Origin of the sequence: Endozoicomonas sp. GU-1 (assembly GCF_027366395.1) — a bacterium.
GTDB lineage: Bacteria > Pseudomonadota > Gammaproteobacteria > Pseudomonadales > Endozoicomonadaceae > Endozoicomonas.
In genome coordinates, this window is record NZ_CP114771.1 from 5,812,593 (window position 1) to 5,838,354 (window position 25,762).

The window sequence follows — 25,762 nt, forward strand, 5'->3', positions numbered from 1 at the left end:
TACTAACTATGACTTAACAATTACGTCAGGTATGCTTTATTGACAGTTATCTCTGTTATTGGTCTGGAGTTACTAAATCCGGTTGCCTCATTTTCAATTCATTGAGCAAGGGTCGAGCCGGGTCATCCGGTACCCTCAGCTGCTCTTTTCTGATGACCATCAAACCCGCGGATCACCTCGGGAACCGTTATCAGTACATTTTACATCTATTTATGCGGCCTCCACGTAGAGGTGGGTTGCAACTTTGCAAATTTTTCCGCAATCTGCTTGCCAGAAAGAAATGGTATTCATGGCATTCACTTTTCGTTGAGAGGGCCGGATGATAAGTAACGAGGCATACCCATGAAAGTTGCACTGATTGGAGCCGGACTTTCCGGGATAAAGGCCGCAAGTCTGTTGGCGGAATTGGGGCATGAAGTGACTGTTTTTGAGAAAAGTCGCGGATTGGGTGGGCGCTTAGCCAATCGACGGGAAGCATGGGGCAAGCTGGATATAGGTGCCCAGTACTTTACCGCCAGGGATCCGGGGTTTCAGAAACAGGTAGAGCTCTGGCTGCAAGCATCTGCTGTAAAGGTCTGGGACTTTTCACCCTACTGTGTTGCACGGGGAACATTAACACCGTCACCGGATGAAACGGTGCGCTACATTGGTTCCCCATTAATGAACCAGCTGGTTTATTGTTTGAGCAGCAACATTGCCATTAACTTCCAGTGTCACATCTCGAAGGTGGAAAAGAGACGGGAAGGGTGGCGGCTGTTGTCTGCCGATGGTGCGCTTTTTCCGGCTTCGACTGGTTGATTGTCAGTAGTCCTGCCGAGCAAAGCCGTACCCTGCTTGATAGCTGTTCTGATGTGATGGCTCTTGTACCTGAGGCCGTCCATCAACCCTGCTGGGCAGCAGGCCTTGCTACCCGGGGGATAATTCCAGCAGATGTGCAGGGTATCTTTGGGGATGAAACGGTCCGCTGGGCTTCGCGGTTATCCAGCCGACCCGGTTTCAGGAAAGCGCCGGATGTTGACGATGTCTGGATGTTGCATTTCTCGCCAGAGTGGTCTGAACAACAGGGTAAAGAAACGACAGTGGACATTGGTCAGACAGGTTTTAACTGGCTGCAGACAATAATGGCTACCGGACTTGAGAAAACAGCAGAATATCGACATTACTGGCGCTATGCCAATATTAAGCCAGTAACCTTTGATCAACCTTATCTTTTGGATGAACGTCAGCGGCTTGCGGTCATTGGTGCCTGGTGTGCGGGTGGCAGGGTTGAGGGAGCCTGGTTATCAGCACAGAAGTGTATACAGGACCTGTCGGGTTAGTGATGAACCGATTCATCATGATCGTTGATCACCCCCGGTAATGCCGGGGCTTGTAACCATTCAGGAAAACATTGCCCTGATTCGGGGATAACATTAACTGTTATCCAACCGACAGCTTTCTTACGCAGCCTGCAAAGCAGCAGATGATTCATTAACCGGTATGGACACCTTGACTCCCAGTCCGGGCATGCAGTCACTCAGGGCAATTGAGCCATGATGCAGACCAGCTACGGCTTTAGCCAGTGAAAGTCCCAGCCCCAAGTCATTCGTGCATCTTCTGCGACGTCCTGATAAATCTCTGTCACGGTATCTACGATCTGAGCCAGACCTATCCTGGTCAAGCATAAAGAGCTTGCTGAAAATATTATCAAACACCAAAAACAGCTTTAGGTAGGGTAATACGCTTAAAACTGGAGAGCAGGGCTTCAAGATTTTTGTTGGAAGCAGATTGAAGCTCTATTGAAGATTCATAATTATCCTGTTTATGGTGCAGGATAACCGTGTCACCATTTTTCTCCCCGGCCGATTCACGAATGAACCTGAGCCACGCCCATGGGCCAGAGTAGGTTTTGGCTGCCTGCTGTTGAGTCACATCATGGAATGATGAACTCAGTATTCGGTCATCGTCATTCATTCGATAAATACTTTTCTGCCATAACGATGGGCCATGATTGTAAATTATTTTTTTGTACCCATCGTCCAGCTGGTAATGGGTTGAATCTGAACTTAAGGAAAATACCCGAATATTGATTGAATTATCAGCCATGGTCCCGGTGTCATTGAAAAAGAAGCGTCTAATCACCCGGGCATGGTTAAAGAATACCTGTAGTTCAGGGCTAAGGCGGAAATCCTGATGCTCTAAAAGTTGAAGCCGATTGGCGTTGACTTGAAAAGGCTTCAGATAGGACGAATAAAAATTATCTATCCAGCCTCCCGGGCCGAAAGCCGCTTGAAATGCATCAGGCTCTATTTGCAGTGAGCCATTGCCATAAACCGGGAACCGGCCAACAATGGTCTGGTGCCATGGGGACACCAACTCGGTTAACCACTGATTCTCTATATATTGTTTAGCCAGCCGGAAATAGACATTGCCCCATTGTGAAACCAGCTGTTTAATCCATTGCCGGACGGCCACCGGCTGCCCTTCAGCCAGCAAGGTAAGAGCCAGCACCGGGTGATGCCCGTTAAGCAGCTGACGAACCTGTTTGAAAGCAATCACGGTGGGGTTATCAGCACTGCGAAGGTGGATCAGGTTTTCAAGAATTTCTTCCAGGTGTTTGTGCAGGTTGCGGAAAAATTCCCCGTTACTGTTTTCGTCAACCAGGCGGTGATAATCCGTAAATGCCAGTGACAGCAGTTGATTATGACCGGCGGAGCCACCGAGTTGGTTATAGGTCCGCAGAATATTCTTTCCTTCACTGCTAAAACCATCCTCACTACCGGGGTCATTGGTTTCTGCCGCTGTCTGGAACCTGGTGTGCTCTTTAACGGCACCCAGAACATCGGTTAATGGGGAAACACCCAGCAACGCCAGCAAAGAGACAATATCGGTAAGCTCGTTTATGGTCGACGATCGACGTATATGTATGCAGTTCAATAACTGATGCCAGTGAGTAATGTATTCCTGGGCAAAAAGTTTTCTGACTGAGTCCAGGGTGTTCACGGCTAATGCTGTGGAGATCGGGGCAGATTCTCCCTGTATTTTCAGGGTATCCTGAATGCTGTTGATGATCAGTGGTGCATCATGGTGTAACTGTTTATTGTTCCAGCTGTTGGATGTGAACAGTAACGGGTGGTATTTGCTGCAGGAGGGGGCATTACTAACTTCAAATACATGACTGAAATGAGGTCCCATCAGGTTGGCAATAGCAATGGACTGTTTGAAATCAGGCAATACCTTCAGGCGATTGTAGATCAAAATGCTGGCTGTCATGCCTTGTAGCTGTTTTTGTGCTCTCTGTATTAACGCAGGGTCCGGCTGGTAATGGATATAATCTGGCAGGGTCAGGTAATCTGTCAGACGCTGCTCAAGTTGTTCAGTAAACGGCTGGTTTAAGCCCGCCGGTTGTGCCAGAAGAGGCAGGGTGTTGTTGATTAATTCATGGGTTACCATTTGGGATGAGTCAAATAGCATCATATAAAGCCGCAGATTTTCAAAAACCGGCACCGTGTTTCTTTTTTGAATCTGCAAGTCCAGCGATTTGGCTAACGCGGTAATCAGATAAGGCGACAGTCTCAACTTTAACTGTTGATAATAATAACTCCTCAGCATTTCCTGTAACGGTTGGAGACTTCGACGACTGGCCACTAACATGCGGGGTGTTTGCTGGTACCCGGTCAATAAGTCTGCCAGAGAATTGAGCTTTGCCAGCGTGTCAGGCAAGGAGCTGATACGGCCCCGGTCTCGCACCAGCAGATCAGTGTTGGCTTTGTAAGCCAGCAGTACCTGTCTGGTCTGGTTGGTCAGCTCTTTTCCAGCCGTGAAATTGCGATATAACCACCAACCGGAAAGACACAGCAACAGGCAACAAAAGCCGTAACTACTCAGGCCGACAAAGCGATAAAAGTAGTGTGCTTTTTTATTCATGCCAGCGCGGTTGGCAAGAGGGAGCAGAAACTGTTGGAAAATATTCTGCAGGAATGAACTGTGATACTCAGAACTGATGGTGTCGAACTTCTGTCGGTTACCGGAAGAAAACAGGGAGTGACAATAGGTGGCTGCGCAGTCATAACGGTTGTTGTCGTCGGGATTGCTCGGTGGGCAGATAAAATAGCCGGCAACATCCAGCCTGTTGGTCAGCAGGGTCTTCTGAAAAACGGACGATAAGCGGCTGAATCTGACTGCCAAATGTTGATAGTTGAAACAGTATTTCCAGGCTGTCGTTTGCGTGTTGGGTGTTGTATATCAGACCAATGAAATCTGACTGGCGGAAGTAAAGCTGTTGCAACAGCTTTTGCCAGGATGAGTTAAACCAGAGAACTATTTTTTCGGTGCTGTCTTCTGGTCGTATAGCGCCTAACGAGCAGGTAAGCTCATCCCTGTGCAGGCTTTTACAAAAGCTGTCATACCCGGGTAACTGGCGAATACCGGAGAACATGAACAGGGTTGGCAGCTTTTGCTGTGCAGCTACAGCCGCCTGATTGCTGTATCGGCAGATACAATCAAGGTAGGCCTCCTGCTTTTCAGGGCTCATGGAGAGAGTAGCCAGTGGTAAATCCAGCAGAATGCCATTAAAAGGCTGTCGTGGTCGTCTGTTCTTGACCATGGCAAGCATGGTATTCCAGAAATGGTTGCTTTCTGCCAGTTCGTTGAGTTTTTTGACATGGAGCAACAGGCAGTCTTTACCGTGCCAGCCCTCGATAAGCTTTTCCCCGGCAATTCGTGGCATGAATAGCTCAAGTCCCATGGTCAGGAAAAGCTGATCCAGGGCAGTGTTGTTATCAGAAAAGACCAGGAATAATGGGCGGCGATAGCGATTAGTACGGGAAATATGTTTGCTGATGAATGCCGATATATAGCTCTGTGTGGCACGCTCATCCTGTTCTCTGCGTTTCTGAAGCAGGGTAAAACAGAATGCTGTACAAAGAAAAATAATACTGACAGCTACCAGGCAGTAAAGTGTGACCATCCATTTCAGCAGCAACGCCAGCAAAGCCAATGGAAATAAAGACACCACTCCCACAATTAAGCACGTTAGCTTAATTATTCTTATTAAATAAGAGTTCATAAACCTTGTCCTTTGTAGTTAATTGGTAACCGTCAGTCGGTTGATTTGTTACATTTTCGGTATCTTCAAGTGTGATGATGGCAATATCTTTTTGTTCATAGATTAAAATGCCACCGATAATAAACAGGAACATCAATGCCCCCAGAAAACACAACAGTGTTCGTCGATAGGGGAAAGATCGTAATGGCTGAAATTCCTGTTGAATGTTGCTGGTCTCCAGCTTTATTTTTTGCAATAAACCCTGTTTGATAAACAGGTGGTAGAGTTTTACCAGTAGTGAGTTCAGTTCTTCCTGTCTGCCCTCATTGAAATGGCCACTAAAGCCGGATTTGAAACAGAGAAATGAGAGAAATAACAGATCCATGTGTTGGTCAGCCCCTTTGAGGCTCTCATCAATTATCTCGAAGACATATCTACCAGCATCCCTTCTATTGAATAAACGGCTACATAAGGTTTCCTGAAGCCAGAAACCGGTTCCCCAGGAGGTCGCCATAATGAGTTCATCCAGCGTCGCGGCCAGAATCAGCAGAGCTTGTCGGGTATCCGGATGCTGAACCTCATTTTCGTAGTTTTGCAGTTGCTGTTGGATATTATGGTAGAAGGCAGAAATACTCTCCGGTGGCTCAAGCCGCTGAATCCCATTGATCAGGGTAAGCAGTGGTAATGCGCCGTCTACAAGACGGTTACCGGTATCAACGGGTATCATACCTGTTACAGGGGCAAGCCCATCTCCCGGTGATTGGAGTTGGCCATAAGTTGAACTATTATTCTCAGGATTAGCGACCGGATCAGACATATAAGGTTCTTCTCAAAGCGTTTGAATCATGAATAACCTGACTTCCGGGTCACCCAGCTGTTTATCAAAATGCAGGGCGAAGTGAGAGCAGTCCCTGATCAACGGATCGCTGAGATCAACGACAAAAGTCTGGCAATTCGGCAAACATAACTCAATGGGGGGCGTGGCCAGTGGCGTCAGCTTGAGTCCTGATATGGCGGCTTTTAACAGAGATTGAATCCGGTCCTGCGGGGCTACTGTAATAAACCGCGGTATATTCGCCATTAACCAACCGGAGTCAGCACCGGAAATGTCAAAAGAAAGCACGCACTGGACATTAGAGCCCAGTGCTGCGGGAATAGCGGCGGTGAGGATTCTCTCCATGGGAAAATCAGAGTGATCCAGGGGGACTTCCATGACCGTGTCACGGGAGACAACATCCATGGCATTGATAAGCTGTTCAAATATTTCAGGTAACACATCGCCCAATGAATCCTGATGGAGCGTTTTGGGTTTGGGAATTTCGTAACCTGTCAGGCCGGATAGTCCACCGGCCATGGAAAAAAGTTCTTGATAAAGCTCCCGGGGAAGCAGATGAGGGCGGGTCATCATCACGGCCAAACGTGCTTGCCACTGACTGAAATACATGCTCCATAAACGATCCTGTAATAATATGTGCTCGCTTTTAAACTGCCTGCCACTATTGATCCTGAAAGCAACGGCACTGGCCATCTGCTGGATTCTGTTAAAAAGATGCTCGACTTTATCCATGACCACCCGGGATATTTGCAAATTAATGGCAGAAGGAATAAAGCTGCTATCCAGGCAAATGGCACCATTACCATCAATATAAGAAATCCGGGCCACATTAAGACTCACATAACTTTCCATGGCCTCATTGCCAATCATTAACTGGAAATTTGGCAGAGCCATATCGACATGGGCGACGGGGGCATTTGGGTTGACACTGTCAACCAGAGACTGCCCATGGAACCGGTAGCGATGCTGGGCTGAATCCCCAACTTCAGAACAGCCATCACGGGTTATTGGCAAGACGAGAGTCACTATCGCATCGCTGGTGGCTGATGAAGGTGTGGCGGTTAAAGGTTCGTCCAGAAGGAAAGGGGTGCAGTCAGGCAATATGCCACTGGCATAATTGATGCGGAATCTACCGGATTTCAGCGATTCGACGTCAATTTCCAATGCCGTGAAGCCAAAACAGGCCGGGTTCATCAATTGGAAATACTGTCCTGCCAGGTACTGGGTAAACCGGTTTTGCTGTTGAAAGTGCTGGGGAGTCATAAAAGCACCTTCAAGCCAGCACACAGGATAGGGTTTCACTATAATAGCCCTCATATACCAACGATAAAGTGAAATACAAGCAATTGTGCTGCTTATTTGCAGCGTTCTAAAACCCCTTTATTGTTATTGAAGAAAACATCAAAACATTGTTTCTTGCCGGGCTGGGTTGCTAGCCAGTGACGGGTAGTCGCCTGTTCAAAGTTGCTGAAAAAATAAAGGAGTCCGATAAAATTTGTGCCCATTTCAGGTTTAATGGATTTTGTTACAGTGGTTCCCGGTTTTATTGGGAAAGATTGTTCAAGGTAGATAAGGTCTTTCCCAAGTGAATTTTCTATATCCTGGTATAAAGAGATGAAATCCAGTGATTGAAAGCGATCAATCTGTTTGAGCTGAACGACCTGAATAAATAAGGGATTTTGTTCATTGCCCAAATATGGGTTTAATATTTCACTGGCTGTAATGTTGATCGTAATGGCTTCTTTCGCTGTTAACCCGCTTGATGTTAATCCACTGGAGCAACCAACAGGTGTTGTACAAAGCAAAATCAACAGCATCTTCATGGCATATCTAATCATCTCTTCTCCCTGTTGAAACATGATCACAACACTCAAGCCCCTATCAGAACAGTAGGACACCCCATGGCGATAACCCCACCGTGCGCAGTGGAATCGCCCATCCTGGCCTGTGGCATTTTATTGACCAGAACCGACTTGCTGCAGCCGACGATGGAATCCGGTGGTCCAACACACAGGCATTGCTGACCGGCACCAGCCGAAGGCATACCACCAATCAATACAGTGGGCACCGAAGGTGCTGGCAACACCGGCCCACCCACATGAGGAATTGGAGGTACTGCGGGGCTCTGCATCGGGCACATGTGCATATCAAGAACACGGGCGGCGGGCATCATAAATTATCGTCCTCCGGCGAGAGAGTGAGTAAGTCATCTTTATGCATACCCCCAATCAGCTTGATCCCAAGGTTGATAAATCGCGGGAAGAGTGTACTGGTATGCATGGCATCCTCGACCAGTGCCGCCAGTTGCACAGCTCCGGATACCGCCTGGCGAAACAACGAAGGACTGGGGTCAACAGCAGGCGCATCTTCAGGCGTAATACTGCCGCCACTCCAGAATATTGCCTGTCCCAGCCAGGCTACCGGGGATTTTACGCCAAGATGATGTAAATCTTTTTCGTGGGACCGGCGGTGCTTTTCCACAGGTGTCTTTAACCATGAATCTATTCCTTCAAGAACATTTGCCTCTTGCCTGCTCCATAAGACAGGCGTATGCACCAGACAGAGGTAACCCCATGAGATGGAATATTCTTTCTTGAAACAGTGGGCCAGAAATACGACAGAGTCACTGTAAGCCTGTTCTGTCAACAGGCTGGTCAGCAGTTGATCCGGGCTTGTTACTTTTTGTGCCTGCTGCACAAGGTGCTCATTAAAATTGTACACCTGCAAAAGTCTGGTCAGGTCATCGAACAACAAAGCACTCATAATCTCAATTGACCATTGTTAACTTGCCATTAATGATTAACACACCGTCGCTTTTTAAATTCACACAGGCATCACCACTGGTCGTCACTATTTTCCCTGCTATTTCAACCATCTCTCCACGCAGGGCAGCCAGTTCTCCTTTAATGTTAACCATCTTGCCATTTATTGTTGTTGAGACATCCGCCTCGATAGCAATGCTGGGCGATTTTATGGTGACATCTGAAGGGCTGATACTGATTTCACTGTTACCACAGGCCAGAGTGATACCTGAACTGCCTGATATATTGATCTTCTGTCCCTTGATAGTGGTGTCAGAATCAGAGGAATAACTGGCATTAGCCTCGGATGCAATATTGATGTCAGCACCGGATACCAGTTTCAGGCTCTTTTCAATATTCATTGTCTGATTACCCGCAACAGAGGAGACCAGATCGTTGACAACTTCCAGTAACATGTCTCTCTGGCTCCTTATGTAAAACTCCTCCTGATCTTTGCTATCATCCAGCCTGACTTCGTGACCTTCAGCACCCTTGGGCATAGAAAGTGTTTTGAAGCCGGTAAAATGCCCTTCACTGTAAGGTCTTTTATTGAGACCATTAAACAGACAACCTACCACTACAGGTTGATCGGGATCTCCATCAATAAAACTGACGACCACTTCCTGTCCGACACGGGGCAACATAAAACTTCCGAAACCAGAACCTGCCAATGATTGAGCCACTGGAACCCAGCAGAAGCATTGATCGCCTTTTGTCGTTCCTGAACTGTCCCAATGAAAACGGACTTTTATATCACCCTGGTCATTATGATAAATTTCTTTGCTGTCAGGCCCGGAAACCAAGGCGGTCTGTATGCCTGGAATTCTGTTTTTGTTGAGGGCTGGGGGAACAAAAGGGGAGTCAATATTGATACAGGTAAAGGTGTTTTCATACTCCTTTTGCTTATTCCTGGACTGTTCATTGACGTTGCAGTGAAACTGGTGAGAGATTTGATCAATATAATACTCTCCCTGCTGACTAGAATCCGGATGACAGCTGATTTCAAACCTGGTGCCAATACGAAACCCGGATTGTGAACTTTTACAGCTAAGACGATGGCTGGATAAACGATTGGCAAAATTCAGGGCTGCCTGATCAGCAGTTGATCTCTGATCAACCCGGGAATCCCAGAGCATCGCCTCCGTGGAAGGCGCTGTAACCGAGCCTGTTTTGGCCTGGGCAGCAGAACTGATGATGGCCTCGGCCTGCTCGCGGTTATAACCGGCGACAACAGTTTTACAGCTGTAATGGGTGTGGAAAACCGGAGTGCAGCTTCGCAGGCTTTTGATTTTATCGCTGGCCTGTTCGCCATATTCAACCGGCTCATCGATCCGGGTAAAGGCCTCATGGTTGGAACCAACAACCATGGTATGGCTGCCAAAGTCGTGGGCAAAATAGTAGCACTTACCCTCTTCACTAAGGAGTCGGGACAAAAATTCAAGATCAGTTTCCAGGTACTGTACGCAAATTGTTCGAGACTCGATATCATTGAAATCAGAAAAACGGATCGATGTATCGAATTCATACTCAGAACAGATCTGATCAATGATTTCGTAGGCATTCATGTTTTGAAAAATACGACAGTTTTTTCTGGTGCTGAGTCTATACAGCCAAGGGCATAGTTCTATCTCCCATAAGGTATCTCCTCGTTCCCTTGAATACTTGCAAAGCTCTTTTACGTAGCCATTGACAATAAAACGTGTTGTTAGCTGTGTTTCAAAGCCCGATCTATAGCTGATAGTTAAAGGTTTGTTAATAAAGCTGTGTTCATCAAAGCTTCCGCTGGTGAACACCGTTGCCCGAACCGTAAACAGTTCACACAGTTTTTCACTGACTTGCAGTTTTGTGGCAATATACTTGTTTCCTGCAATATCTTCAGCGATAAGACGTCTATTGTCTGGTGTAAAGTTACTATTCATTTTTTCTCATTTTCATTGTCTTATATATTTTTTAATACAGAAATATTTAGCCATGGGATCCTAGTTATTTTTTTAAAAAATGAAAATAAAAAAAACTAATTAATAAATGCTGTATATAGCATAAAAAGTTAAGTGTTTTTTTTGAAATTGATCTAGATTCTGAGTTGTCGGATTGAATCGGTCCGGCTGGAAAGGAAATAGCCTTCAATGTTCGTCTAACTAAACTTCTTCAAGGTTTTGTTGAACTGGAATATATGTTATTCCGTTAAACAGTTATCTCTGATGTACTTTGATTATGATTATTTTGAATGAGAATCTATATCTATCCCTTAGTTCTCACTTTGCAGATTCATTCGTACCCCCCCTGTTACACGGTACTGAGCAATACAGGTTTCTCCGCAAATTGATTGCGGAGGCTAATTCGGTTTCCAGGGCCTGGTTGCAAGAGCCTGATGCTGAAGCCGCGATCAACCTCAGAAAGAGTCTGTTCAGCGCCTGGCAGGAGTGTCATCAGTGGCTGTTAGGTGAAACGAAGAGCAATGCGTTGTGGTCACCGGAATGGTTTGGCTGGCTGGCGTATTCTGGCCTGTACACTCTTGAATCACCATGGCAGTCTTTCAGCTTTTCTTTCCTTCTGCTTGATCTGTGTCTTGAACAGGTGCCCACCGATTGTAGTAGCGATATTAAAGAGTCTTTTTGTGAATCTCTGGGTCGCCTTGCTTCCATGATCTCAGATGAGAGTAAAGAGCCGCTGTTTTTGGCCCCCCTGCTGGAAACGGAACTATTGAATAACCACTCCTTGAAAGACATTAAGGCAATTAGCCAGGGATATGAAACACCTGACCGATTTTCTACTGAAATATTGAATAGCCTCCAGTCTCTTGCTGAATCATGGGAGAAGCTTCCGGGGCATTTCAAACGTTTTGGCCAAATAATACATCTTGAGAAAATCAGATCGGTTATTAATGACGCCATTCTGGTGCTCAATCAATGTATTCCAGACTCGCAGCCCGTTGCGCAAGAAATCACAGACGGTCTGCAAACATCAGATAGTACGTGTGATGGTAGTATGTCAGTCTCACCTTTGGCATCAAAAGTCCTGAATCGTGATAGTGCCAGACTCACCATTCAGGAGCTGCTGACCTTTTTTCGCCGGACCGAACCCCATAGCCCGGTTTCCTGGCAACTGGAAACGGCGTTGAACTGGCTGGATCTCAGTTTTCCTGAGCTGCTTTTAAAAATGACCGGTGAGCAGCAGGAACTGTATCAGGATATCAGTCGGCGGCTCGGTATGGTTGATACCCTGTCAATTGGAGAAAAAAACGAGGGTTAATCTTATGAGAAATTGAAAAACCAGGTCTTCTGCTATTTGTATTAGCAGAGCTGCCTTTAGCCGTTGGATGTCTGGCTGACCTTTTTAAATACAGCCGGTGCTACATACTATCAATTTTCTACATTCCCGGGAAAACTACCATGGCCACTTTTTATATGAATATTGACGGACAAACTCCAAAAGGGGCGTCAACATTGGAAAAATTCACTGGTGGTGATGGTTTGCCAAAGGAAGGCTGGTTTGCCATATCGTCGTTCAGCTGGGGAGCTTCCCGATCAATAGGCATGGATGTTGGCGACCACAGTAATATGGAAAGTGGTAATTGTATGATGCACGAATTCAGGCTCAATAAAACACTCTGCGGAGCCTATGAAAACATATTATCCCTGTTACTGGCACCTTCAAGTGAGGGAAAGAAGTTATTTCTGATTGGCACAAAGCCTGAAAGGGTGGCAAATCAGGGGCCTGAAGTCTACCTGCAGGTGACCCTTGAGGAAAGTCGGCTCAGTTATTTCAGTATGTCCGGTGATGATGGCACACCGACGGTCCAGTATCACATCACCTATAGCATGTTCCATATAAAACACTGGTTTGAATCGGCCAGTGGTGAATTAACACCAGGCGGGTTGATTACTTATAACGTTAAATCAGCATCGGCAGAATCTACTGTAACAAGTTAATCAACTGTGTCCGTTGTTAAAATTTATAGAAATCATTGCAAAAAACTACCTGAAATTGGTGAGGATCAAAAAAATGCCTCAAAATTCCCAACATAAACGTATTCATAAAAATCGTGTCAGTATCACATACGATGTTGATGTGAGTGGATCAACCCAAACCCGTGAACTGCCATTTGTGGTCGGGGTTATTGCCGATCTCTCAGGTCACCGCCCTGATGATCGAAAAGATGCCATTGAAGACCGCCAGTTTATCCGGGTAGATCAGGATAATTTTGATTTGATCATGTCAAAGCTGGGTCCTGAACTCAGTCTTTCAGTAGAAAATAAACTAGAAGAGGATGGTGCCCCAATTGCCTGCGATCTCTCTTTTAGTGCTATGGAAGATTTTGAGCCCGACAATATCGTACAACAGGTGCCTGTTCTGAATGACCTGGTTACTGCCAGAAATCAGTTGATGTCGCTACTTGGCAAGTCGGACCGCTGTCGGGATCTGGAAAAAACACTGAGACAAGTGATCAGCAATAATGATTTGATGCAAAAACTGGCCGATGAGCTGGATATTAGTAAGGAGTAGTTGACTGTCATGAGTGATGTTGAAGCTAACCTCACAGAAACAAATCTTCCGGATGTTTTTGCCAACGGTGTTTTATTAACCCTTCAGGAAAACCGGGGCCAGAGCAATGCGGATGACCTGAAGTCTCTAATCATCAATCTTGTTATTCAATTCAGAGAAGGGCACCTGAAGTGGATGGGTAACCTGACCCATACCATCAACGATGCGGTTGCCAATATTGATGCCCTTGTTTCACGTCAACTGTCTTCTGTAATGGCAGATCCTGAGTATCGCCGTCTGGAGGGCAGTTGGCTGGGCCTGAAAAAGCTGGTACGTAACTCAGAACTCGGTACCAGCCTGAAGATAAAACTCTTGGATGCTTCTCAGCAAGAGTTGCTAACGCAATTTGAGAATGCCCCCGCAGTTGATCGCAGCCCACTGTTTAATAACTTCTATCAGCAGGAGTTCGGTACGGCCGGCGGTGAGCCTTATGGCCTGCTGGTGGGCGATATGTATTTCAGCTACAGCGATCAGGATATTACGCTGCTCCGTTATCTTGCGGAAGTCGCCGCCGCCAGCCACTGTCCGTTTATAGCGGCTGCCCCCTCCGGGATGTTTGAATTACCTTCTTTTGTTGCCCTGGCAGAAGGCAGGCCTGTGGCCACAGGTTTTGATGATCCACTCTATGGTGCCTGGAATGCTTTCAGAAGCTGTGATGATGCCCGCTTTGTTACCTTGACCATGCCCCGTGTACTGGCCCGGCTCCCCTACGGGGCCGAGACCAACCCGGCAACCCGATTTAATTTTGAGGAGCTGACCCGCAGCGAGGAAGGCATTGTTCAACTGGACCATGAACGGGACTTTGTCTGGACCAACGCCGCCTATGAACTGGCGTTGAATATGACCAGGGCATTTAGCCAGTTTGGCTGGTGTACCGCCATTCGTGGCGTTGATAATGGTGGCAGGGTAGAGAACCTGCCCAACTTTACCTATCAATCGTTGTCAGGTGATCGTCTTCAGTATTGTCCTGCCGAGGTCAATCTTACCGATGAACGGGAGAAGGAGCTCAGTGACCTCGGTTTCCTGCCGTTGGTGCATTATAAAGGGCAGAACTTTGCCGTATTTCTGGGCGCGCAAACGGCCCAGAAACCGCAGACTTTTGTTGAGCCGGAAACCACAGCCAATGCTGCAATATCCGCCCGGCTGCCCTATGTTATGGCCTGCAGCCGGATTGCCCATTATCTGAAAGTGATGGGACGTGATTATATCGGTTCCAATTTGACCGCTGAAGACGTTGAAAAGCAGCTGAAAAACTGGATTGGCCAGTACACTAACCCCAATGCCATTGGTAATGAAGCCAGGGCAAGATGCCCCCTCAGGGAGTCGCAGGTATCGGTAGTAGAACAAAGAGGCAAGCCTGGCAGTTATTTTGTGGTTGCCAATCTCAGGCCCTGGCTGCAAATGGAAGAGCTTACTGCGTCGCTGAGAACCGTGGCCGCCATACCCTCTTCGTAAAAAAAAGCTTCCATAACTTTCCATAGCTACGGTTCCAGAACCACCTGAAACTCTGTCGCCTGAGATATTCCTGAATGAAACTCCACAGCTACGCATCAATATTACCTGCCTGGAAGGTCGATATAGAGGGTTTGAAGAAAGGGCTGGCAAGAAGAATCAAAACAGTAGTGAAAACCATCGCCTGATGGTTATCAAAAATATTAGTAATGATTCTAAAGACCAGCTTGTTAATAAAGCTGATGTATCAAATTGTGGCAAACCCAATAGAAAAGTTTGAGAGAATCGTCTTTTAATAAAACTGACGAATATAAGACTATTTTTTTTCAATCGGATTAACAACCCTGACTATATTAATCTCCCAGTGTTTAATAGAAATTTACCATTCACTATTTAGAGCTGTTCAAAATCACAACAATATGCCTTTACTTGAAACTGAATTATTACAAAAAATAATAGCGTCTGACTTATCCGTTAGTCTGCCTGTAAAAATCATAAGACACTGGCCAATACATTGTTCTACAACAACTGACTAATACAAAGGTAACAGGTAATGAATAACCAGATAGCACCAACATCAGCTACTTATCCGAATGCCTACACTGCTGATGCCACTCAAAAAGATTTATCCGAACAATCAACCAAAAAGAAATTCCTATCTTATCGAACAAGTGTCGAGCCAGATTTCCAGAAACTGATTAATAAAAACCAGGCAGAAACCAAGGTTCTGGAAGGCAAGATAGAAAATATGCAAAAGAAATTAACTGAATACCTACAGTATCGTGCTCATGATAAACTTTTCATTAAGCCTGCACCTGAAAAAAATCACAGCAATAGCATTGAGACAAATTCCATTGCTAACAAACCACTCACACCATTATCTGAAAACTCCACAACCACCGATGTCAACCCACAAACCACAGGACTACCGTCTGGCTCAACCACTGACAGCACGGTCTCATCACCCATCTTATCAACTGCTGACCATACCAGTACTTTCACCCCCTCAATACCAACACATACAACGGTTAACGACAGTTCAGCAACGGCTACAGCCCAGTCGGTAAACACAACTCAGGCGACCAACACAACAAGTCCACTTACACCGACGACTGCCCTGCCGCCACTGGGGGAGTTGCTTTCCAAAAGTGTGAAAATCACGTTAATGGCGTCGCTGAGAGACGAGCTGGAGTACTACCAACAAAACAGGCCCATAGCAACCGGCGAAAATTCCTGGGGGAATATCACCGAGATAGCTCAGCAGCCCGAAACAATCATCGGTAAACGCCCGGATGGTCCATTGCCGCACATCCGTGACAATCAGCGGCCACACCCAATGATTGCTTTGTCCGAGTTAATATCAGCTATTGAAGCAAGGGTGACAATGTATGAATTATTCAATCTGGTACTCATTGTTTCTTCCTTCACCAGGGCTATTAAAAAATCCTTTCCTGCCGTCGCCGGGCGTTATGACAATAAACTGAAACAGCTCGCTGACCAAATAAAGAGTTATCTCCCGAGCCATGACCAGGATGACACGAAAAGAAAAAGAACCAGAAGAGAACTTACAGAAGAGGAAATTAAGGGCATTAAATTTAAGTTCGAAAGGCTGCTTGATGAATTTGAGGAAGAACCAATGAAGAAAGAGATGAAAAAATTCTTCCAAGGCTTCAGGCAAATGCGTGATACCTTCACCAAAGCTATGTATGAAGGTAAAAACATCACTAAGGAGCCTGAATTAAAAGAATTCGAAGAGATGTTCGAATTGATGAAAAATAAAGAAACGATTAAGTCAGGGCTGGAAAAGTACAGCCAATACATTGACAAGGCTATCAAAGACAAAGATTTCTACCAAGCTGGCCAAATTACCTTCAAGGTTAATATACTGTACAACAAAATAAAGAATATCCTGGAAGGCTACGAATCAAACAACCCTTATCATGAATTTTTAGTAGAATTCAAAGCGTTAGATGCCACTCTGGATAAATTGCAATCACTGGCCAATAAGGCAGCTGCCTTGGTCGATTTGGATAAGATCTTTTATCAAGCGATTGCTCATGATGCCCTGGCCCTGGCTTACGATAAGAAACTGGGATATTGTTTCGCGGATGTACTGTCCACAGCCATAGCAGGCCAAAATGGGAAGTACTCAACTTCATTGACTAGTCTGGCAGAGTCAATATTGTTTGGTACCGGTTATACTCGGCTCCCAGTCCAGATCAGAATAACCTTGCAGGATGTATTATATCTCAAGACTCCATCTTCACTAAAGAATCATCCAGCTTCATTGGGGCTGAATGCTGACAGCTTATATATTGCCCAAGCCTACAAAAAAGCACAAACAGTGAGGGTTGCAGTAGATAACGAGCTTGAAATCACATCGCGCGGATTCAATTCAATAAGTGATCTGATCAAGAAACTGCTTCACCAGGTTGATGTTGACAGCCTTGGTACTGAATTGGTCCAGTTTGGGGTTGCACCTGCTTCTAATCATATCTTTTACTTAGCTTTTAGCAAAAGCGACAATGTCTTCAGGCTCACAGTTCAGGATGTTCAAGTCGGTGTGATAACGGTTACTGGTAATGATCTGAATCAGCTACAAAGGAACATACTAATGGTACTAGAGCGTTTTTCCGATCATTATAAGATACCACTGGCCCCCCCCCACGGTAGATGCTGTCCCCATTCCAGGTACAGGTTTCTGTCCTCTTACCAGGGATATCCTGAGCCCGTTTGAAAACATTGAGTTTGAAAACCTTGAACTGATCCAGGATTCAGCACTAACTCTTAAAGATATAATGACCCACCGCCCCTACGAACTCGAAGCACTTGACAAGGAAAGAATCAAAGCCCTGACGAAAAAATACCTTGAAACCGTCAAAAATGCTGCCACCGGGAAACGTCTGCACATCAACCTGAAATCCCTGTCATCATCAGAGTCAGAAACACTGGCAGAAATTAAGCAAATGCCCATGGTTTATCTGATGCGGGAAGTCCTTACCGCCCTGGAAATGTATCCGAATGCAGCTGAATACTCAACCAACATCAGGCTGATGAATGCCCACGTTGTCACCACACTGAATGACATCGCCAAACACTTGCCCTCCGCCCCGAAAAAAACCGCTGATGCCGATGCTCAATCAGAACCACAAGGTGCGGCACAGGCAACCACTAACCTGGACACCATCACTGACGGAGAGCGGTTCAAGCTGGCTGGTGAAAGAGACTTCCGCATGCTTGACCCAGAGCCGGGCGCTAGTGCCGTTGGAGCGCAGGCCGGTGCAGCCCAACCCGGCGGTGCCCATGGAGCATCCGAAAGCCAGGACAGCAGCGGTGTATCCGGTAGTACTATTGGTGGGATAATCGGTGGCGGGATCGGCGGTACTGCCGCACTAGCAGTAGGATCATTCTTATTCCACTGCTCCCCCGGATGCCTGTCACTACTGTCAAAACTGGCAAGGGCCACTGAGGTCGGCGAGGATGCTGCAGACAGAATCTTTAACCGGCTATCTCAAAACGCAGGTGAGAACGCAGGTGAGGAATTCGGGGAGGAATTTGGAGAGAAAGCTGGAGAAAAAGGCGGAGAAGAAACTGGAGAAGAAGTCGCGGAAAAAACCCTTAAAAAGGTTGGAAAGAAAGCTGGCAAAGGAAAGCAGGCCGCCAGATGCACACGCTCGGTTGGCAGCTGTAAACTGGAAGACGGCGAAAATGATCCTGTTGAAACTGATGGTGAAACTGGTGGCGGTGGAGGCGGTGGTGGAGCTGGAGCAGCTGGAGCAGCTAGTGAAGCAGGTGAAGTAGCTGGTGAAGTTGGAGGAAGCATTGGAGCAGGTGTTGTCGGGTTAAATAAAGCAGCCAAAACACTTAAAAAGTTGTACGAGGCCATAAAAAAAGCGATCGAAAAAAATCATAAAAAACACTCTGAAAAGCAAGTCTCCCATGGCTCAACAGCAAAACCAAACCAACCACCAATAAAAAAGGCAATCGCTGCAGAGCACACCACGATACAGCCAACAACCAAACCAGTGACGTCATCAAGCACCGCAAACAGCAACAATATAAATGCAGGTATTGCCACTGTTCCAGACGATGCAACCAGTGTTGACCAACCAACAGGGACATTAACAACTGTAATAACCAGAGAGCCATCAACCAGCACAGAGCCATCAACCAGTAAGACTGATACTGCTGGCACTATCCCAAAGACAGGAGATGATGACAGTTCCCAAAGTGCCGCCGATTTTACAAGTTCTGCACCAGCGACAACACAGGCTGCTGAATCAACAAACCAACCAATAGCCACTTCAACCCCTGAGGCTATCACGCAGGAAGCGAAGAAAAGTACCTCTGATATTTTAAATGGCGCAACTGCTGCGTCACCACCTTCAGAAACTTCAACGGTCATAGGAACAAGTCCATCAGTGACGTCATCAGCTTCAGGTACAACAACTCAGACGACAATTAATGAAAAATCAAAACATCCATCGACAGCCCGACAAATAGCATCAGCAACATCCGAAACCATCACGGCAGAAGTCAACTCCGGTATACCTGACAGCACAACGGCCTCACCAACCTCAACAGACGGATCAACCGCTGCACAGGCCAGGCAATCAAAACAATCAGCCCCCCCCCGACACGGCCAAGCAGTCAGTTATTTCTGGTTCCAGAGATAGCTCAGCCGCTTCTCCATCAATGACGCCTGCATCAACAGGCACGACGGCCGAACAGACCACAACAAAACAATCAATTCCTCAGGCAATTACTACTCAGGAAAAAGCACGTTCAACATCTGATACCACCAGTCAAAAAATGACTTCTGGCATTTCGGGCAGCACAACTATAGCTTCACCGCTGACAGAAACGTCAACGGCCACAGAAACAACTCAATCAACAAAATTGACAGCAACCGCTACAACTCAGGCGACAATTGATAAAACCGCAATACTTCAATCGACAACCGGGCAGGCAGCATTATCATCTGCAACCACTGCAACAGGAGGTGACCCTGGCATCTCTGACAGCACAACGGCGTCTCCAACCTCAGCAACCATCTCAACCGCTGCACAGGCCAGGCAATCAAGTCAGGCAGCAACAACAATCCACGGCACCACCGCTCAGACAGTCACTTCTGGTTCCACGGATAGCTCGGCTGCTTCTTCATCAATGACGCCTGCATCAACAGGCACGACAGCCGAACAGACCACAACGCGACAATCAATTACTCAGGCAACTACTCAGGAAAAAGCACGATCAACGTCTGATATCACCAGTCAAACAATGACTTCTGGCATTTCGGATAGCACAACGACTGCTTCACCGCTGACAGAAACTTCAACGCCCACAGAAACAACTCAATCAACACAATCGCCAGCAACCGCTATAACTCAGGCGACAATTGATAAAACAGCAATACTTAAAACGACAACCGGGCAGGCAGCATTATCATCTGCAACCGCCGCAACAGGAGGTGACCCTGGCATCTCTGACAGCACAACGGCGTCTCCAACCTCAACAACCATCTCAACCGCTGCAACAACCAGACAATTAAGCCAGACTACGACACCGACCTTCGGCACCAACACACAGACAGCTACCTCTGGTTTCAGAGATAGCTCAGCTGCTTCATTGACGCCTGCATCAACAGGCTCGGCTACCGAACAAACAACAGCGCAACAATCAATAACTCAAGAAAAAACACAATCAAAGTCTAATACAGGACTACAGGGAACTTCCGGTTTTACGGATAGCACAACGGCTGCTCCAACCTCAACAACAATGTCAGCCGCTGCTCAAACCAGGCAATCAAGCCAGGCGGCAACACCAACCCTCGAGACCACCACGCAGACAGCTACTTCCAGCTTCGGAAAAAGCTCAGCAGCTTCTCCATCATTGACGCCTGCATCAACAGGCTCAGCTACTGAACAAACAACAGCGCAACAATCATTAACTCAGGAAAAAGCACAATCAACGTCTGTTAGCCCGGGACTGCAAGGAACTTCCGGTATTCCGGATAACACGATGGCTGCTGCAACGCTGGCACAAGCCTCATCACCCGCAGGAGCAGGAACAGGTTCATCATTAACATCATCCGCTTCGGCCACAACAACTCAGACGACAATTAATGAAAAATCAATACATCCATCGACAGACCGACAAATAGCATCAGCAACATCCGAAACCATCACGGCAGAAGTCAACTCGGGTATATCTGAGCACACAACGGCCTCACCAACCTCAACAGACGGATCAACCGCTGCACAGGCCAGACAATCAAAACAATCAGCACCCCTCGGCACGGCCAAGCAGACAGTTATTTCTGGTTCCAGAGATAGCTCAGCCGCTTCTCCATCAATGACGCCTGCATCAACAGGCACGACAGCCGAACAGACGACAACACAACAATCAATTACTCAGGCAACTACTCAGGAAAAAGCACGTTCAACATCTGATACCACCAGTCAAAAAATGACTTCTGCCATTTTGGGCAGCACAACTACAGCTTCACCGCTGACAGAAACTTCCACGGCCACAGGAACAACTCCATTCACAAAAACACCAACAGCTGTTACAAATCAGGCGACAATTGATAAAACAGCAATACTTCAATCAACAACCGGGCAACCAGCATTATCATCTGCAACCGCCGCAACAGGAGGTGACCCTGGCATCTCTGACAGCACAACGGCGTCTCCAACCTTAACAACCATCTCAACCGCTGCAACAATCAGACAATTAAGCCAGACTACGACACCGACCTTCGGCACCAACACACAGACAGCTACCTCTGGTTTCAGAGATAGCTCAGCTGCTTCATTGACGCCTGCATCAACAGGCTCGGCTACCGAACAAACAACAGCGCAACAATCATTAACTCAGGAAAAAGCACAATCAACGTCTGTTAGCCCGGGACTGCAAGGAACTTCCGGTATTCCAGATAACACGATGGCTGCTGCAACGCTGGCACAAGCCTCATCACCCGCAGGAACAGGTTCATCATTAACATCATCCGCTTCGGCCACAACAACTCAGACGACAATTAATGAAAAATCAATACATCCATCGATAGCCCAACAAATAGCATCAGCAACATCCGAAACCATCACGGCAGAAGTCAACTCGGGTATATCTGAGCACACAACGGCCTCACCAACCTCAACAGACGGATCAACCGCTGTACAGGCCAGACAATCAAAACAATCAGCACCCCTCGGCACGGCCAAGCAGACAGTTATTTCTGGTTCCAGAGATAGCTCAGCCGCTTCTCCATCAATGACGCCTGCATCAACAGGCACGACAGCCGAACAGACCACAACACAACAATCAATTACTCAGGCAACTACTCAGGAAAAAACACGTTCAACATCTGATACCACAAGTCAAAAAATGACTTCTGCCATTTTGGGCAGCACAACTACAGCTTCACCGCTGACAGAAACTTCCACGGCCACAGGAACAACTCCATTCACAAAAACACCAACAGCTGTTACAAATCAGGCGACAATTGATAAAACAGCAATACTTCAATCAACAACCGGGCAACCAGCATTATCATCTGTAACCACCGTAACAGGAGGTGACCCTGGCATCTCTGACAGCACAACGGCGTCTCCAACCTCAACAACCACCTCAACCGCTGCACAGGCCAGGCAATCAAGTCAGGCAGCAACAACAATCCACGACACCACCTCTCAGACAGTCACTTCTGGTTCCACGGATAGCTCAGCTGCTTCTTCATCAATGACGCCTGCATCAACAGGCATGACAACCGAACAGACAACAACGCGACAATCAATTACTCAGGCAATTACTCAGGAAAAAGCACGATCAACGTCTGATATCACCAGTCAAACAATGACTTCTGGCATTTCGGATAGCACAACGACTGCTTCACCGCTGACAGAAACTTCAACGGCAACAGAAACAATTCCATCAACAAAATCGCCAGCAACCGCTATAACTCAGGCGGCAATTGATAAAACAGCAATACTTCAATCGACAACCGGGCAACCAGCATTATCATCTGCAACCACCGCAACAGGAGGTGACCCTGGCATCTCTGACAGCACAACGGCGTCTCCAACCTCAACAACCATCTCAACCGCTGCACAGGCCGGGCAATCAAGTCAGGCAGCATTAACAATCCACGACACCACCGCTCAGACAGTCACTTCTGGTTCCACGGATAGCTCAGCAGCTTCTCCATCATTGACGCCTGCATCAACAGGCACGGCAGTCGAAAAGACAACCACCACCACAACAACGACACCTGTCAGCACACCGCAAGAGCAAACCGCCAGTATTTCCAATCGTACAAACCCGACCGAAAACACAACGGCCACGGCAACAACAAATGCTACGCCTTTGCCAAAGACGGAATCCGTTAACAACCAACGGCTACGGCTATCCATCAAATCATTCACAGACAAATGCAAAACGATCCATTCACGATTCAATAAAAACATGGCCAAAATCTATGCCGATACCCGCAACAAGGTCCGCCAGGCACCAGCAACCGAGGGGCAACCATTAGACTGTTTGGGAAAAGGGATTCTTCCGAGGGAATCATTGCACCAACTGAATCAACAATTCAGCAACAAGTTCCTGAATATTTATGAAAATGCTCACAAGTTTATGAAGCATCTGACCCCGGCTGCAATCAGTGAAAAAAATCACCGTACTCCCCAGTCCATCATCAGCGACAGGGTCATTTCCGAGTTCCGGACAATGTATGCCACGTTCAGCAATATACGCCAGCAGATGCTGTCAGACCTGGGCTGTAGCAACCAGCAACCTCTGGACCGTGCCGCCATCATACGACTTTCGTCTGGTGTTTATACCCCTCCTGCAACGGCCTCCGTGAACACAGATCATCTGCTCAAAGCCATAGAGGAGCAACCACAGTCAGCCAATCCTGACGGCTTTGATCGTTTTTTGAACGACCTGAGCCAAATTCTGCATGGAAAAACTGGCCAGGAACAGCAGACGACGCCGGAAACCGGGAACTCCCGACCACAGGAAAAACCTGAGCCAGCGGAGAAAGCGAAAAAACTGAGCAGTGATATCATTGACCGGCAACACAGGCACCACAACCAACAGTTATTAATCCGTATCTTGCAACAGGAGCAAGCCCTGTTTCTTGAGAATATCCAGCAACCCGACATAAATCCTGTCAGGAAACTGCAAGGTAATACCGCTCCAACTCCCCCATCCCACGGCATGACCAGTGTCCAGCCTGACCCGGGCAAAACCAGCACACCATCGGCCATAGCCAGTACCCCCAGCAGCAATAGCCAAACTGCCTCAAGAGCCATAACACCGACGAACTATCCACTCACCGACAACCTGACGCTGGCTAACATGCTGGCTGCAAAAATCAGCGATCGTCCCATACACCTTAACCACACCATGGCACCAGGAACCCCAGGAAAGAACGCCACCTCACTTGACCAGTCACCGGGTATGCAGCTGCTGACTAACAGCCTGGCTCTGGCCAGACAACTGCGGACAGAACTCACGGCCCTGGCCAACGATCTGGCCACCCTGGATAAAAAGGTCAATACACAGTGCGACCAGGACGATCTGATTAACCTGGCCATTATCCAGACCCTGCCTGAAGCATCCGCTGGCAAGGCAACGGAAAACTTTCTATCAAGCGTTCTCACCTCAACGACATTGGGCATACAACACCAGAAACCTGACAATATATTCCGGGCTGACGGCTCCCTGCGCGGCACTAGCCAGGCACCTGGCACACCACTTTTCTATGATCCATCAACGGGCCAAACCATCGACCACGGTGCAACCAGGCAACTGGCGAGTGTCATGTTAAAGGCTATGGCTGCAAGCCGACTGGCTGAACAGACAATAAATGACGATATACCACAACATCTGTCCAAAAAGATTATTGACCAGGTAGCACAACTGAAGAATCACCAGCCGAAGAGCTGGGCCACTCGATTCAGCCAATGGCTTGGGCTGGAGCAAGGTTCACAGGCCAGCACCAGGTCCTCACTGGCTACACGTTTCAAACAGCGACTGTCGTTTAGTAAAAGTATCAAGATCACACCACCTACCGACATGCCACTGGTCAAAGGACTGGCCTCCGGTCGTTACCATCAAACCCAGTCCCGCTTTATGAAACTGGCACCGGCCAGGCAACTGGAGCTGCTGAAGTCGTTGGCCAGCAGCCCCGATTATCTGGGGCTTGACCATTATGCTGAACCCCTGGCCCGGTTGGAGGACGATGTTGCCGTCGCTACACAGACACCATCGCCTATCCCGGCAGGCTCGGATCAACCGTCGGACAGGCAGCCCCCCGATTGGCAAACCTTCCAACTTGATCAGAGAGCCTGGCAACTGTTTACCCATCTGTATAACGCCCGGTTTGAGGCACCGGCAGAAGCCATGGAACGGATAAAAACAGCAGCACTGATCCAGCGCCAGGGCATTGAGCCCCATCCGGATGAGGCCCAGCGTCTCAATCAGCTGGTGATAACACTATTGCCAGTGCGCACCAGTGCCAGTGACCGGGCCCAACTGATCAACACCAGGGGCAAGGCGCTACCGAAGCCAGTTAGACTGCATCAGTTCAATCAGCAACGTATCACCGAAATTCTCAGCAGCTACGCAACCATCAAGTCACTGGTCAGCAGACAATTCCCGCAGATATTTGGCGACCGGGTCAGTGATGCCCGATTAAAGGATGAGCTGGTCTCCCAGATAGCAAGGGCGAGTTTGCAGAAGCTTAAGGGCAAAACGACAACCGGTCAGTGGCAACAGGCAGTGACAAGGCAAATGGAGAGAGAGTTTGATGATTTCCGTAGCGACCAGGCTGAAGCCAGCTGAAAAAACAGTCAGGCTCTTTTCGTATTGCAGACTGCTGATGTCATAAATCAGGCTGGAATCCTCCTGTGGCATGGCTTGGCAATATTTAGCCAGCAGTTTCCTGAAGGCATCGTATATCATGGCCTTTGGCCAATTTTCATTGCAGAGCAGTCTGTAACCCGAAAAGAGCCAAAAAAAACATAACCCGGGAACTTTTACGTCACTGCATAAACGAACAAGGGAGTGCGTCGTCATTTTTCGTGCACTTTCTAATGT

At 47.4% G+C, this 25,762-nt stretch carries 18 protein-coding genes; 9 read left to right on the forward strand and 9 right to left on the reverse strand.

Annotation, left to right across the window (positions count from 1 at the left end; translation table 11 throughout):
- The first annotated feature begins 342 nt into the window (after positions 1 to 342).
- Both O3276_RS24440 and O3276_RS24445 read left to right on the forward strand, forming a co-directional pair.
- Positions 343 to 798, forward strand: a complete 456-nt coding sequence (locus O3276_RS24440; protein WP_269673638.1) for an NAD(P)-binding protein — start codon at positions 343 to 345, stop codon at positions 796 to 798.
- Entirely contained in the window at positions 747 to 1,319 is a 573-nt protein-coding gene (locus O3276_RS24445) for an NAD(P)/FAD-dependent oxidoreductase (RefSeq protein ID WP_269673639.1), read from the forward strand. The genes O3276_RS24440 and O3276_RS24445 overlap by 52 nt, the downstream gene beginning before the upstream one ends.
- 120 nt (positions 1,320 to 1,439) lie before the next feature.
- Here the strand turns inward: O3276_RS24445 and O3276_RS24450 are convergent, their stop codons facing one another.
- From O3276_RS24450 to O3276_RS24490, 9 genes are all read right to left on the reverse strand, one after another.
- A complete protein-coding gene (locus O3276_RS24450; protein ID WP_269673640.1) occupies positions 1,440 to 1,664 on the reverse strand; it encodes a histidine kinase in 225 nt (74 codons plus the stop codon).
- A 22-nt stretch (positions 1,665 to 1,686) separates the two neighbouring features.
- A complete protein-coding gene (locus O3276_RS24455) occupies positions 1,687 to 3,906 on the reverse strand; it encodes an ImcF-related family protein (RefSeq protein WP_269676049.1) in 2,220 nt (739 codons plus the stop codon).
- 139 nt (positions 3,907 to 4,045) lie between these two features.
- On the reverse strand, positions 4,046 to 4,993 hold the full coding sequence (locus tag O3276_RS24460) for a type VI secretion protein IcmF/TssM N-terminal domain-containing protein (RefSeq protein WP_269673641.1): 948 nt from the start codon (positions 4,991 to 4,993) through the stop codon (positions 4,046 to 4,048).
- A gap of 25 nt (positions 4,994 to 5,018) precedes the next feature.
- Positions 5,019 to 5,843, reverse strand: a complete 825-nt coding sequence (icmH, locus tag O3276_RS24465; RefSeq protein ID WP_269673642.1) for a type IVB secretion system protein IcmH/DotU — start codon at positions 5,841 to 5,843, stop codon at positions 5,019 to 5,021.
- Positions 5,844 to 5,855: 12 nt separating this feature from the next.
- Positions 5,856 to 7,163 carry a type VI secretion system baseplate subunit TssK gene (gene tssK / locus O3276_RS24470; RefSeq protein WP_269673643.1) on the reverse strand — a complete coding sequence of 436 codons (1,308 nt, stop codon included), beginning with the start codon at positions 7,161 to 7,163 and terminating at the stop codon, positions 5,856 to 5,858.
- 53 nt (positions 7,164 to 7,216) lie between these two features.
- Entirely contained in the window at positions 7,217 to 7,726 is a 510-nt protein-coding gene (gene tssJ, locus O3276_RS24475) for a type VI secretion system lipoprotein TssJ (RefSeq protein ID WP_269676050.1), read from the reverse strand.
- A gap of 5 nt (positions 7,727 to 7,731) precedes the next feature.
- Positions 7,732 to 8,034, reverse strand: a complete 303-nt coding sequence (locus O3276_RS24480) for a PAAR domain-containing contractile injection system baseplate protein (RefSeq protein ID WP_269673644.1) — start codon at positions 8,032 to 8,034, stop codon at positions 7,732 to 7,734.
- Positions 8,031 to 8,624, reverse strand: a complete 594-nt coding sequence (locus O3276_RS24485) for a DUF6931 family protein (RefSeq protein ID WP_269673645.1) — start codon at positions 8,622 to 8,624, stop codon at positions 8,031 to 8,033. Before O3276_RS24485 ends, O3276_RS24480 begins: the two co-directional genes overlap by 4 nt.
- Before the next feature lie 4 nt (positions 8,625 to 8,628).
- Positions 8,629 to 10,581 (reverse strand): type VI secretion system Vgr family protein, encoded by a 1,953-nt coding sequence (locus tag O3276_RS24490; protein ID WP_269673646.1) that lies wholly within the window; start codon positions 10,579 to 10,581, stop codon positions 8,629 to 8,631.
- A 403-nt stretch (positions 10,582 to 10,984) separates the two neighbouring features.
- Here O3276_RS24490 and O3276_RS24495 point away from each other — a divergent pair, with 403 nt between their 5' ends.
- From O3276_RS24495 to O3276_RS24525, 7 genes are all read left to right on the forward strand, one after another.
- Positions 10,985 to 11,914 (forward strand): hypothetical protein, encoded by a 930-nt coding sequence (locus tag O3276_RS24495; protein WP_269673647.1) that lies wholly within the window; start codon positions 10,985 to 10,987, stop codon positions 11,912 to 11,914.
- 140 nt (positions 11,915 to 12,054) lie between these two features.
- Positions 12,055 to 12,594, forward strand: a complete 540-nt coding sequence (locus O3276_RS24500; protein ID WP_269673648.1) for a type VI secretion system tube protein Hcp — start codon at positions 12,055 to 12,057, stop codon at positions 12,592 to 12,594.
- Between the two features lie 73 nt (positions 12,595 to 12,667).
- Entirely contained in the window at positions 12,668 to 13,168 is a 501-nt protein-coding gene (gene tssB, locus O3276_RS24505) for a type VI secretion system contractile sheath small subunit (RefSeq protein ID WP_269673649.1), read from the forward strand.
- 9 nt (positions 13,169 to 13,177) lie between these two features.
- Complete coding sequence (gene tssC, locus O3276_RS24510; protein WP_269673650.1) at positions 13,178 to 14,662, forward strand: type VI secretion system contractile sheath large subunit; 1,485 nt, start codon at positions 13,178 to 13,180, stop codon at positions 14,660 to 14,662.
- A 550-nt stretch (positions 14,663 to 15,212) separates the two neighbouring features.
- Complete coding sequence (locus O3276_RS24515; protein ID WP_269673651.1) at positions 15,213 to 17,396, forward strand: hypothetical protein; 2,184 nt, start codon at positions 15,213 to 15,215, stop codon at positions 17,394 to 17,396.
- A 61-nt stretch (positions 17,397 to 17,457) separates the two neighbouring features.
- A complete protein-coding gene (locus tag O3276_RS24520; RefSeq protein WP_269673652.1) occupies positions 17,458 to 19,335 on the forward strand; it encodes a hypothetical protein in 1,878 nt (625 codons plus the stop codon).
- Positions 19,336 to 19,354: 19 nt separating this feature from the next.
- Positions 19,355 to 25,507 carry a hypothetical protein gene (locus tag O3276_RS24525; protein ID WP_269673653.1) on the forward strand — a complete coding sequence of 2,051 codons (6,153 nt, stop codon included), beginning with the start codon at positions 19,355 to 19,357 and terminating at the stop codon, positions 25,505 to 25,507.
- The last annotated feature ends 255 nt before the right edge of the window (positions 25,508 to 25,762 follow it).

Coding starts and splice junctions, on each gene's coding strand:
- O3276_RS24440 (WP_269673638.1), top strand. CDS start 343: ATGAAAGTTGCACTGATTGGAGCCGGACTTTCCGGGATAAAGGCCGCA.
- O3276_RS24450 (WP_269673640.1), bottom strand. CDS start 1,664: ATGCTTGACCAGGATAGGTCTGGCTCAGATCGTAGATACCGTGACAGA.
- O3276_RS24455 (WP_269676049.1), bottom strand. CDS start 3,906: ATGAATAAAAAAGCACACTACTTTTATCGCTTTGTCGGCCTGAGTAGT.
- icmH (WP_269673642.1), bottom strand. CDS start 5,843: ATGTCTGATCCGGTCGCTAATCCTGAGAATAATAGTTCAACTTATGGC.
- O3276_RS24480 (WP_269673644.1), bottom strand. CDS start 8,034: ATGATGCCCGCCGCCCGTGTTCTTGATATGCACATGTGCCCGATGCAG.
- O3276_RS24485 (WP_269673645.1), bottom strand. CDS start 8,624: ATGAGTGCTTTGTTGTTCGATGACCTGACCAGACTTTTGCAGGTGTAC.
- O3276_RS24490 (WP_269673646.1), bottom strand. CDS start 10,581: ATGAATAGTAACTTTACACCAGACAATAGACGTCTTATCGCTGAAGAT.
- O3276_RS24500 (WP_269673648.1), top strand. CDS start 12,055: ATGGCCACTTTTTATATGAATATTGACGGACAAACTCCAAAAGGGGCG.
- tssB (WP_269673649.1), top strand. CDS start 12,668: ATGCCTCAAAATTCCCAACATAAACGTATTCATAAAAATCGTGTCAGT.
- tssC (WP_269673650.1), top strand. CDS start 13,178: ATGAGTGATGTTGAAGCTAACCTCACAGAAACAAATCTTCCGGATGTT.
- O3276_RS24515 (WP_269673651.1), top strand. CDS start 15,213: ATGAATAACCAGATAGCACCAACATCAGCTACTTATCCGAATGCCTAC.
- O3276_RS24520 (WP_269673652.1), top strand. CDS start 17,458: ATGACCCACCGCCCCTACGAACTCGAAGCACTTGACAAGGAAAGAATC.
- O3276_RS24525 (WP_269673653.1), top strand. CDS start 19,355: ATGACGCCTGCATCAACAGGCACGACGGCCGAACAGACCACAACAAAA.